The following is a 10735-nucleotide window of genomic DNA, read 5'->3' on the forward strand; positions in this document are numbered from 1 at the left end:
GACGTGAACGGCGATAGCATCGACGACCTGATTATTGGTGCACCTGGTTCCGGGCAGAGCTACGTGGTGTTTGGCAGCAGTAGCGGTTTTGGTGCCACCCTTGAGGTTTCTAGTTTGGACGGCAGCAACGGCTTTGCCATCAACGGGATTGTCAATGACACTGACTTATCAGGTTTCTCAGTCAGTGCGGCTGGGGACGTTAACGACGACGACATCGCTGACCTGATTATTGGCGCACCTTTTGCCATCTCTGGTGCAGGGCAGAGCTACGTAGTCTTTGGCAGCAGTAGCGGTTTTGGTGCTAGCCTCGACCTCTCCAACCTTGAGCCGAACGATGGCTTTGCCATCAACGGTATTAATCCTAATGACTCCTCAGGTACATCAGTCAGTGCTGCTGGGGATATCAACGATGATGGTGCAGACGACTTGCTTGTGGGTGCATCTGGGGCGGGACAAAGCTATGTCATCTTTGGGACTCCACAACCAGAGCCAGAGCCAGAGCCAGAGCCAGAACCAGAGCCAGAACCAGAACCAGAGCCAGAGCCAGAGCCAGAGCCAGAGCCAGAGCCAGAGCCAGAGCCTTTACAGCTTGCACAACTGACAAACATTGGTAATGATGTCTTTAATATCAAAGGTGACAATAGTACGGCAACACTCAAAGTCGCTATCACAGGCAGCAATTCTAGGCTGGTGAATGAATTCGGTGTATATGCTGTTGATGATGCTACAGGCAACATTGACGGTATTGCTCCGGGTGAAGCAGGTTACGCCCGCAGAGCTTTAGAACGAGGACAGGTGATTCTCTCAGCTATTGCCAATCTACCCAATGGGTTTAGTAACAGTCCTCTAAATAGGTCATTAGAATTCCCATCTGATACTAACCTGAGATTTTATTTAGTCAGAAACAGTACAACGGAAAATGTGCTGACTAATGTCACACCAACCACTGACGTACTGTTTTCTAGCCCATCAAATCAAAGGATTACGACTTTAAATAACAATGCGTTCTCCTTAGCTTGGAGAGATGGTTCGGGTAATAGCACTAATGACTTTCAGAATTTGGTAGTAAACATTCAGTCTACAGATGACCCATTACCTTTGGGTACAAGTTTACAAGGTCAGCCAGAAAGAGAATTTATTGATTTACGGGATACTCAACAACGGGTGAGAGCTGATTTTGTTGTCAACCGAGAAGCTGTATTCGACAATTTTGTCGGATTCTATGAAGTAGCTGATGAGAATGGTGGTATTGACACCAACGGCGATGGTAGAGCAGATATTCTTGTTGGGCAAGCTGGTTATGCTCAAGCCGCAGTGCGTCAGCGCGTTGCAGGAATTGACTTGTCGGTGAACAACCAAGGTACGGCAACTTTTACTGACACCTTCGAGCCTGGTTCTATCTTTGCACCATTCCTTATCGTCAATGGCAGACCAGATGCCCTTTTAGATAGCAATTCCAATAATGATCCAGCAGTTTACTTCTCATTCTTGGGTGCTAACGCTGACAGGGTAGATCATATTCGTCTGCTAGGGAATAACACCTTTGGCTTTGAAGATTTAGCAGGTGGAGGTGATAAAGATTTCAATGATATTATTGTCCGAGCTAATTTGAGTACTGTCTAGGTAAAAATTCAGAATCCAGAATTCAAAAGACTTGGATATCCAAGCTTAATAATCAATAAGAAAATTAAGCGTGCTATAGCTTGTTGATTTTACAAGAATTCTGGATTCTGGCTGGAGCCGGAGTTTTCCGGCTCCGTTCCTGAAGGTATCACATTCACAATAACCTTAGGATGGGCAGTGGCCATAAGCTAAAATAAGAGTCTGAGCAAATGGTAAGCATTGCCCACCTTACTTTTGATGCGATCGCAAACAATATTAGCTACAATCATACTTAGTAAAAATTAAAGCTAATTAATAGATATACTTAGTTATCTAAAAGTCGCAATTGAATACAACCCCACTGTTCTTGGTGACGGAATATCCATCGTTCAAAGTACTTGAAAAAAGTTTAACCGTCAACTATGTTATGGTTAGAGATGTTGAGAAATATTTTCGGTCATCTGACTGACTATATGGACGCCTATCCGAATCTAAATCTCTACACGCTTTGATTCTGGAGGTGTTTTATATTATTTTATATTGCTGATTTACCCAATAAAGTGAAAGTGATGCATCTGACTGTCAAAAAATGTGCTAAGAAGAACGAACAGCAAAGTGTGTCACCAACCCAGACAACATACAGATACTACTTGAACTTATGCCAACGGATATAATTACCCGTCCCGAATTACTGACAGAAGATTGTTTCTTTACTTACGCTCTTGGGACTGATTTGCATGATACTAATTTGACAGCCCAATATTTACGCCGAATCAGGAAAGAAGATAAACCATATATCGACATAGCTGTTTCTCCCAGACCGGGCTATCGGTTTGAGGTTTGCCTTATCCCTGTTGAAGGGTTTGCTCAAGAAACAATATTAACAAAAGATGGATTCGCCAAAGCTTTAGCGATTATTTGTGCTGTATCTAACAAAGCTAGGAAGCGTTTCCCTTCAGGAAATGGACAAGATATAGTCCGATGTCAATTTAGCAACTTAGCTGATGCAGTCGCTGTAGCGAACAGATTATCTGCATTGCCCTCTGATATGTATGAAACTCTCGCCAAGCTACCAAATGCATTGTGAAATCGCGTCTGCTTGAAGATTTATTATTAAGACTGACGCGAAGACATTTTAATGGTAAATAACTAGACGGCCTTGAGATGAAAATCTCAATTGTTCATATTTCATCTGTTGAGAAAAGACTTGTTATACAAGACTTTTAAATCTAGTGGACAATTTTCCTGTTTTTTCAGGGTAAACTATAATTCAAAGTGAGTTTTTTTTATGCCTATAAGTCCTTTGCGTGAAGAACCTCGTAACCAGCGAGCGCCTGTAATTCGTACAAGTAATGAGTTTATTCTTTTGGAATGGCTAAAGTCAACTGGTCGTTTAATAGAGCGTGAACATCAAGAATCTGAGTATCTAAATGAAGTAGAAGAAATCTCCGAAATGATCGATCTTGATGATATACCTTATGATCATGACGATGACGATGCTGAGATGGATTTAGAAGCATAGTAGGGTAATTCGTAATTCGTAATTCGTAATTACTTACCCCAAGCGTTTCATTGAATTGGAATGAGTACTTCATTTACGCTGAAAAGATAAGATTCCCGAATTTTTAGAGAAATCGGGAATCTTTAGTATTCAAATGCGAGTGTGTTTAATTCTGGGGCTTGAGTAGTAGATAAAATAATTGTCCATTGCTGACTGTCACACCAGCGCGATCGCCTGCTATTTTACCAGTACCTAAAAAATAATCTACCCTACCTGCACCTTTAATTGCACCTCCGGTATCTTGGTCAAGAACATAACGACTAACAATGCGCTCTTCCATTTTTCCGGTAGGATTAACAAAGGGAACAGAAGTGTGAATCAACGCTAAAGCACCAGGGGGCATGAGAGATTTATCTGTAGCAATCGAACGTTCTGCTGTTAGGGGTACATTGATAGAACCTTGGGCTGGCTCACCGTGATTTTCTTGAAAAAAAACAAAGCTGCGATCGCGCGGAATATAAATATTTAATTCTTGGGGATACTTTTGGAAATAGTCGAGAATAATTGGCATAGTCATACCTTGTAGCGGTAATTTCCCATCATTCGCTAATTCTCGCCCAATACTTTTGTAGTTGTAAGCGATATTATCCGCATAGCCAATTGTTGTTTGAGTCCCATCAGTGAGCTGAAGTTTAGCTGAACCTTGAATTTGAGCTAAATATGGTTCGAGGCGATCGCGAAACCAAAACAACTCTAATCCTCTCAATTTCCCTTTTGCACCTTGTAAACCATCTGCTCCTTCTAATTCCTCGCGCGTAGGATGAGGCTTAGTCCAGGAGTTGAAATCAGGAGGTAATCGATAAACAGGATAACGATATTCTGCTGTGGGGACGCGACTAGCTACATAAAGCGGTTCATAATAGGCGGTGAATAAAACAGAACCTTTGCTATCTTTACCGACTGATTGGTAAAAAACAAATTCCCGCTCTATGGCTTGATGTAATTCTGTTGCAGAATTAGTTTTTATCAGCAATTCCCGAAATCTTTTCAAGCTTTTGAACACGCGATTATGTTTAATCCCAGCCACCTGATAGTTTTGATAAGCAGCCACAGCATTAGGTGTTTGTAGGTATTGGAGACTGTGTTCTATAGCTGTCAAAAGTGCCTTTTTATCTGCTATTTTTCCATAGATAGCCTCATCTAGGCAAGATATATCAGCCTGACAACAAGTAACTGGTAACCTCTGGATTAATGGTGCTTTTTGCTTTTGTGTAAGTACATTTTGATTTTTAGCAATCAATGACACTGGTAGCTCCCATTTTTTCACGCGACATTCTGGCGGACTGAGTTCCCGATGCGCCAAAGATTGCATACGCACCAGCAAAATCGAAAAAACCACAGGTAAGCTGATGGCGATAACTTTGTTTAGCTTTGCTAACCCAGCAAGTGTTTTTTTCATCAAAATTCAAAATTAGTTTATCGCTGTAGACATCGCATTGTCATGATCAATGCGTAATTTACCGCAGTGGGCATCGCACTTACCCAGCAGTCAAAGACAGAATTAGAGCTTTTGTCTTTGACTACGCTGATAAGCTAATCGGCATTTAAGTTGCATAATCAGGGTGGGCAAGATGCCCACCCCACAAGATTTTGATAAAATCAAAATATGCAAATTAGATGTGTTTTAGCTTACCAAAAGCGTAGCTTATCGCCTGTAGGTGATACCTACGGTGGGCTGCGCCTACGCACCAAAACGCGAATAACACTTGCTGAAGACACTTGTTATTCGCACCCAAACAGAGGAATAAAAGCGGTGTTCTGCTTGTCCAGACATCGTTTCCTCACCTTGGGCTACAGAAAAGAAGATAACTGAATAGAGGAGAAATTGGAACCGACGCCAAAACAATTACAAGCGCTGTATCGCCGATGCGTTGCAGCAAGTAACTTGATGCAGCCAATCAACGTAGTTCGGATGGACGAACGTAGCAAACGAATTTTCGTGTTGATTGGAGACACAATTGAAGTAGAAATCTTTCCCAACGGGGAGGTATTTGTTAAGTGAACCAAATCAATTTTGATGCAATGTCTGACGCCCAATTATTGAGTTACGTCAGGACTCATCCACAGGATAAGGAAGCATTTCATAAGTACATGGACAAATTAAGTGAGCGTCCGGGTGTGCTTTGCACCACTGATGAGGAGTTTGAAGCCGAATTACAAAGGCGAATTAATTCTTCACCTGGGCAAGGTTAAGTAGTAGAGCAGGAAAGAAAAAATTTTCCTGCTCTGCAATACTTCTATTGTTGCTGTTGCCACCCACGAGCTTTAATAGCTTGGCAGTAATACTTCATTGCTGTGCTGCTAGGAGTATGACAATGCGTTTAATACCAAAAATAAAACCCAAGAGCGATCGCTTTTCACGCACTAGCTTTTGGGTTGAGTTCAAATTCACTTTCATAAAAATTTATCCCACCTCGCTCAAATTCAAAAATCAAAAATAATTTAATTGTTTTGCAACACAAAAATTTTTCCCAATGCCCAATATCTTATTCATTCATATTCCGGTAAGTGGCGACTGCTGAAGGCGATATCCGGTTCAAATATCGGAATATCCAGTATTTAAAAATAGTATCTAAAATCACTGGAAATGTGGCAATAAATAAGAAGATAAAATCTCGATTTGCTGGTAATCCCCAATGGCGCGATATACCTTCTAAGAGTACTTCCCAGCCATGAGGAGAGTGGAATCCTACAAATATATCGGTAAACAAAATGATGATAAATGCCTTGGCACTATCACTAAGTCCATAGACAACATGATCAAAGAAATCTTTTAGCACAGCAATAGAAGACTTGCTAACGACCAAAAGCCAGATAAAAGCGACAACTGAGAAAATATCTGCAAAAACATTTTTAATCGCATTAGAGCTTTGACGATGAAATTCTTCAGCAATCACAAGAGCTTTATTTCTCATTTCAATTTCTATCTGTTCAAGTGATAGTGGAGGGGCATTACTAATGAGATTTTCAAATTTGAGTTTTTCTTCAAATCTTTGTAATCCTGCAAGGGCTTCCTCTTCCATTTCTGAATTGAGGAATGTCTGTACTTGCTCCGTGTCTCTAAACTGATCAACAAGTGGACTTACTACGAAAGCTTTTGCTATCTGATGTGTCAAAAGTGGTATTATAATTAATAGTAAAATAAATCTGATAGATATTATCGTTCTTCTTTGAGCCTGACGAAAATTCTGAATTACTTCTTGTTCAGAATTAGGGTCTAATTCAACTTGTAAACGACTAATAGTACTTAAAATAGAGCGGGGTAAAACGCCCATTGTATCAGCTTTAAGTTTTGATTTTGGTTTTTTATCAAACTCTTGAATTGATGTTTTGGATGGTAACGTTGGAGTAATTGCAGAGTCAACTGGTAGACTTGGAGGTTTGACTACTAAAGCTTTGGAAGTTATTTTTTCAGGAATTGTTGTGTATTTGGATGTAACTTGATCAATGAAGTTTAGCTTTTCCAAAACTAAAGAAGCACTGGGATATTCTATACCTACTTTCTGAGCAGCTTTTTGATTCTCTTCATCTAAAAACCAACGACTTGCTCTAAACTCTGTAAGCCGCATCTTGGCAGTTTTTAACAGCTTGTTTAGGTCTGACTCAAAATAATCCATCACACTGTTACTGTACATAGCTAAATCAATGTCTATTTTATTACCATTGAAGTGCTTGTCTTCTATTTCCTTAATCTTTAATGCTGCATCGTAAGCCTCATGTAGAGAACGTTCAGGAGTCTGTAAGTACCATCGATAAGTATCAAGTAGGAAAGAATAGATTTTTTGGCTAAAAACAGAGTTTTTCATTGCGGACAATCATCCAGAATTATTTGGTGATTTTTAACCTTAAGTTAACGCACCAGGTATAATAGCAAATCTACAAGGAGAAAGTTTGTGGTTTCTCATTCGGTTTGGATTGTTGGCAGTAGCCGCAGTGGTAAGACGGCGCGACTGGTAGAGCAATTTTGTAGTTGGGTACAACCTGAAAACGAATATATCGAATCATTTTATACTAGAAAGCAAGGACAAAGAAAAAGCGGTCATGTAACCGAATTTTTAGATATTAAACAAACAGAACCTGGAATTTTAGTCTTAGCTGCCAATGATGATAATCGTCGAGAATTGGGAGATATAATTATTACATCTACCTTAGGAAAATATCCAGTTCGTGCTAAGACGCCGTTAGGTTTTTTTCAGGATGAAGTTATTTTATTTTGGCCATTGCTAATTAACTCATTAAACCTAAAAGCACAATTTCCTGTACGATTGCGGCCAGAAACGGAGCAAGAGCTAGCAACAAAACTCTGGTGTATCCAATTAGACGAAGAAATTTTACGTCTTGCGGGAGTGAATGAGTCTCGCCTGGTGCGTCGCATCCTAGACTTATTGCAATTAGCAGCTTACAGTGGTGTACCTTGCGAAGATATTGCCCAGATTTTAGCCAGAGGTCTGGGGGAAAATACCACAAATTTAGAGCCGGAATTGCTGGCATCTTTACTGTTAGATTGGCGTAACTGGTGTTTAGAGAGAGGGTTACTAACTTATGGGATTATTACCGAACTTTATAGTCAGCATTTATTAAGCGATCGCAATTACCAGCAGCACCTAACTAAACGCTATCAGGCAGTACTGGCGGATGATGTAGATGATTATCCTAGCGTAGCGCGTCTTTTGTTTGACTTGCTGTTAGATCAAGGTGCAGTCGGCGCCTTTAGCTACAATCCCGACGGTGCAGTACGATTGGGATTGGGAGCAGACCCCAACTACCTAGAAGGTTTAGCAGAGCGTTGTCGGGTAGAAATTTTAACCAGTCCGCCTGCTGAGTCCCTTGGTGAGCAACTCACTAAACAGATGGTGGAATTAGTCACAGAACCGATGGTACTGTTGAGTTTACCTGAGATTGTGCACTCAATTCAAACCACCTCTCGCGCCCAACTATTACGACAAACAGCAGAGGTAATTGCTAATGCCATCCAATCACAGCAAGTACAACCAGAACAAGTAGCGATTATTGCCCCAGGTTTAGATGCGATCGCTCGTTATACTCTAGTAGAAATCCTCGTTAAGCAAAATATCCAAGTAGAATCTCTTAATGACCAACGTCCCTTAGTTAGTTCCCCCGTCATTCGCGCATTGCTCACCATGCTGGCATTAGTTTATCCCGGCTTGGGACGCTTGGTAGATCGGGATGCGGTGGCAGAAATGCTGGTTGTATTGAGTAGGAAACAACAATTACCAGAAAACTCCTATACAGACGCGATTAATCGCGTCTCTACTGACATTGATCCGGTACGTGCTGGTTTGATTGCAGATTACTGCTTTTTACCCCATCCCGATCGCCCCAACTTGCTACCGGTATCATCCTTCGAGCGCTGGGATAGAATCGGCTATGCAGCGACCACAGCCTATAATGAGATATTACAGTGGTTAGAAGAGCAGCGATCGCAACAAGAACTGCGTTTAATTCCCAGTCCTATTTCCCTCTTAGATAGAGCAATTCAGCGCTTTTTGTGGAGTGGTAGCAATCTCCCCTACGAACAACTAGCAGCACTGCGGGAATTATTAGAAACCGCCCAACACTACTGGGAAATTGACACCAGGTTACGACAAATTGCCCCAGTTGAGACAACGCCTCACACAACTATTCTCGAATTCATTCAACTATTGCGACGTGGTACAATCACCGCTAATCCTTACCCGGTGCGTCCCATTGGTGGAGTTAGAAAAGCTGTCACCTTAGCAACTATATTTCAATACCGATCTAGTAGGCGATCGCACCGTTGGCATTTTTGGCTGGATGCTGGTTCACCCCTATGGGCGAAAGGTGGTGCAGCGACTTTGTTTGGTGCGCCGTTTTTCCTGCGAGACAGGTTAGGCGAACCTTGGACAGCAGAAGATGAGAAATTGGCAGAAGAACAAAGACTGCAAAGGATTTTGACAGATTTGCTGTCTCGTGTATCTGAGAGAGTTTATTTGTGTCACAGCGATTTAGCCGTGAATGGACAAGAGCAATTAGGGCCACTGTTACCGTTAGTAAATGCCTGTGTGACGGTTATTTCTGAGGCTACTGTTAATTGAACATCCCTATTCCCCACTCCCTATGTTTCTTGAAAGAGGGATAATAGACTAATCTAGGTCGAACATTTTCATGAGAAAAAGAACGATCTGGTTAATTCAATAAGACCGCTATGTTATCTTGGCGATGGTTAAGCTTGGTGAACTTTGTCAGAAAAAAAGGATAGCACGCTTAATTTTCGGAATTTATATACTCAATTTTGAGAAAACCTTCTTGGACAAACTTAGTTGCTAATTTGATTTTTTCTTCATTACTAAGGAATCCATTAATATCCTTCACACGAAAGGGTTTTGATTGCAAAAATGTATTGATTGAAAGTAAGAAAAACAAAGGAAAAACTAATGTTTTAGTGTAGAATTTGACAGAGACTTTTTCTTTATCTTTATCAATCTTGAAACTAATATTTTCTCGTCTAGAGAGAACTGAGTTTAAATTTAGCTTGTTGACTTGAATGCAGTCCTTAAAGCGATTTTGGTCTTCTGAGCGTTTATTAGTTATGTACTCTTCAAATTTTCTCGATATTAAGTGATCAACGTTTAAATTATCTATCAACTCTTGAACAAGCTTGTGAAACTCTTGTTTAAACTCTTGCTGACTATTTTCGCTCATTAAGGCATTTGGTAGAGCTTTTCTGAATTCAGCTTTGTCTTCAGCCAAGTCAGCAAGTTCTTCCAAAAGCTCAAACCAAGAGTTAGGATATAAACCTAAAGTAATATGAACCGACGCAGTATTTGTTGTGGAGGCATCATGCACCATGCCTCTAGGAATATATAATAAATCACCTGGTTTGAGTTCTACTTCAAATTTAGGTTGTTCTAATTCAAATTTATCTTTGTATTTAGAATAGTGGAATTTTTGCGAAGGAAGTTCTACAGGTGTGTTGTATAAACGCCAAATTTTAGATCCTATTGTTTGCAAGATGAACACATCGTGGCGATCGTAGTGGGATTCCAAACCTTGAGCATTGTACGGTGTGATATAAATATTAGTTTGTAATTTAATTTTCAGTTCGCTTTCTAGGTCGCTACAATAGTTCATCAATTTGGGAATTGACCTATCTCCGGCATTAATAATTAATGTATTTCCTTGATTGAATAAACTAAAGAGAGTGTCATTATTGGCAATAGATGAGTTTTTATGTGTCCATTTATAAGCAAGTAATTCATCGCCTTGGCTGGCTACTCGGAGTTGAGAACTTGGGATAGTTTTATTTTGAAAGAATAAATCAATGTCGTCTACATTGATCAGGGCATCATAATAATCTGGCTGGTTTCGAGGGATATAAAGATACTCTTTTTCGTAATAAGTTTTAAAGAATTCTTCGACGGTATAAGGATAAATAAGACTGGTAATTTTATAGTTGGTATTCATAGATTATTTATTATTAATATTTTATCTCAATTACGAATATTAAGTTAAATGTTATAGCGGTTCCCACTCAGATGCGGTACAAAATTATATCGCAAGGTGTAGGGGCAATTCATGAATTGCCCCTAC

The 10735-nt window shown here is 40.3% G+C and carries 10 protein-coding genes; 7 read left to right on the forward strand and 3 right to left on the reverse strand.

Features of this window, described 5'->3' with window-relative positions; translation table 11 throughout:
* The 3 genes from F8S12_RS04010 to F8S12_RS04020 all read left to right on the forward strand — a co-directional run.
* The coding region (locus F8S12_RS04010) for a DUF4114 domain-containing protein (RefSeq protein WP_230967774.1) at positions 1 to 1623 on the forward strand (1623 nt) is incomplete at its 5' end.
* Between the two features lie 637 nt (positions 1624 to 2260).
* Complete coding sequence (locus F8S12_RS04015) at positions 2261 to 2689, forward strand: hypothetical protein (RefSeq protein ID WP_196514948.1); 429 nt, start codon at positions 2261 to 2263, stop codon at positions 2687 to 2689.
* A 201-nt stretch (positions 2690 to 2890) separates the two neighbouring features.
* Positions 2891 to 3124, forward strand: a complete 234-nt coding sequence (locus tag F8S12_RS04020) for a DUF3134 domain-containing protein (RefSeq protein WP_196514950.1) — start codon at positions 2891 to 2893, stop codon at positions 3122 to 3124.
* Between the two features lie 145 nt (positions 3125 to 3269).
* Here F8S12_RS04020 and mltA read toward each other — a convergent pair whose 3' ends face one another.
* Entirely contained in the window at positions 3270 to 4562 is a 1293-nt protein-coding gene (mltA, locus tag F8S12_RS04025) for a murein transglycosylase A (protein WP_196514952.1), read from the reverse strand.
* A 207-nt stretch (positions 4563 to 4769) separates the two neighbouring features.
* Here mltA and F8S12_RS04030 point away from each other — a divergent pair, with 207 nt between their 5' ends.
* Genes F8S12_RS04030 through F8S12_RS04040 form a run of 3 tightly spaced genes read left to right on the forward strand, consistent with a single transcriptional unit; the run spans position 4770 to position 5356 of the window.
* The gene (locus tag F8S12_RS04030) at positions 4770 to 4976 is read left to right on the forward strand and encodes a hypothetical protein (RefSeq protein ID WP_196514954.1); all 207 of its coding nucleotides are present in this window, start codon (positions 4770 to 4772) and stop codon (positions 4974 to 4976) included.
* Between the two features lie 12 nt (positions 4977 to 4988).
* Positions 4989 to 5165, forward strand: coding sequence for a DUF6888 family protein (locus F8S12_RS04035; RefSeq protein ID WP_196514956.1), 177 nt, complete (start codon positions 4989 to 4991; stop codon positions 5163 to 5165).
* Positions 5162 to 5356 (forward strand): DUF6887 family protein, encoded by a 195-nt coding sequence (locus F8S12_RS04040; protein WP_196514958.1) that lies wholly within the window; start codon positions 5162 to 5164, stop codon positions 5354 to 5356. Before F8S12_RS04035 ends, F8S12_RS04040 begins: the two co-directional genes overlap by 4 nt.
* A 293-nt stretch (positions 5357 to 5649) precedes the next feature.
* Here the strand turns inward: F8S12_RS04040 and F8S12_RS04045 are convergent, their stop codons facing one another.
* The gene (locus F8S12_RS04045) at positions 5650 to 6978 is read right to left on the reverse strand and encodes a proton extrusion protein PcxA (RefSeq protein ID WP_196514960.1); all 1329 of its coding nucleotides are present in this window, start codon (positions 6976 to 6978) and stop codon (positions 5650 to 5652) included.
* A gap of 78 nt (positions 6979 to 7056) precedes the next feature.
* Between F8S12_RS04045 and F8S12_RS04050 the strand changes: the two genes are divergently transcribed.
* The gene (locus F8S12_RS04050) at positions 7057 to 9240 is read left to right on the forward strand and encodes a recombinase family protein (protein ID WP_196514962.1); all 2184 of its coding nucleotides are present in this window, start codon (positions 7057 to 7059) and stop codon (positions 9238 to 9240) included.
* A 169-nt stretch (positions 9241 to 9409) separates the two neighbouring features.
* Here the strand turns inward: F8S12_RS04050 and F8S12_RS04055 are convergent, their stop codons facing one another.
* Positions 9410 to 10609: a cupin domain-containing protein gene (locus F8S12_RS04055; RefSeq protein ID WP_196514964.1), complete on the reverse strand. Its 1200-nt coding sequence runs from the start codon at positions 10607 to 10609 to the stop codon at positions 9410 to 9412.
* Positions 10610 to 10735: the final 126 nt, after the last annotated feature.

Origin of the sequence: Nostoc sp. WHI (genome assembly GCF_015714725.1) — a bacterium.
In the GTDB taxonomy this organism is placed as follows: Bacteria; Cyanobacteriota; Cyanobacteriia; order Cyanobacteriales; family Nostocaceae; genus Nostoc.

Bases quoted from the DNA above. Each gene is read 5' to 3' on its own strand.
- F8S12_RS04030 (WP_196514954.1), top strand. From the start codon at position 4,770: ATGCAAATTAGATGTGTTTTAGCTTACCAAAAGCGTAGCTTATCGCCT.
- F8S12_RS04020 (WP_196514950.1), top strand. From the start codon at position 2,891: ATGCCTATAAGTCCTTTGCGTGAAGAACCTCGTAACCAGCGAGCGCCT.
- F8S12_RS04015 (WP_196514948.1), top strand. From the start codon at position 2,261: ATGCCAACGGATATAATTACCCGTCCCGAATTACTGACAGAAGATTGT.
- F8S12_RS04055 (WP_196514964.1), bottom strand. From the start codon at position 10,609: ATGAATACCAACTATAAAATTACCAGTCTTATTTATCCTTATACCGTC.
- mltA (WP_196514952.1), bottom strand. From the start codon at position 4,562: ATGAAAAAAACACTTGCTGGGTTAGCAAAGCTAAACAAAGTTATCGCC.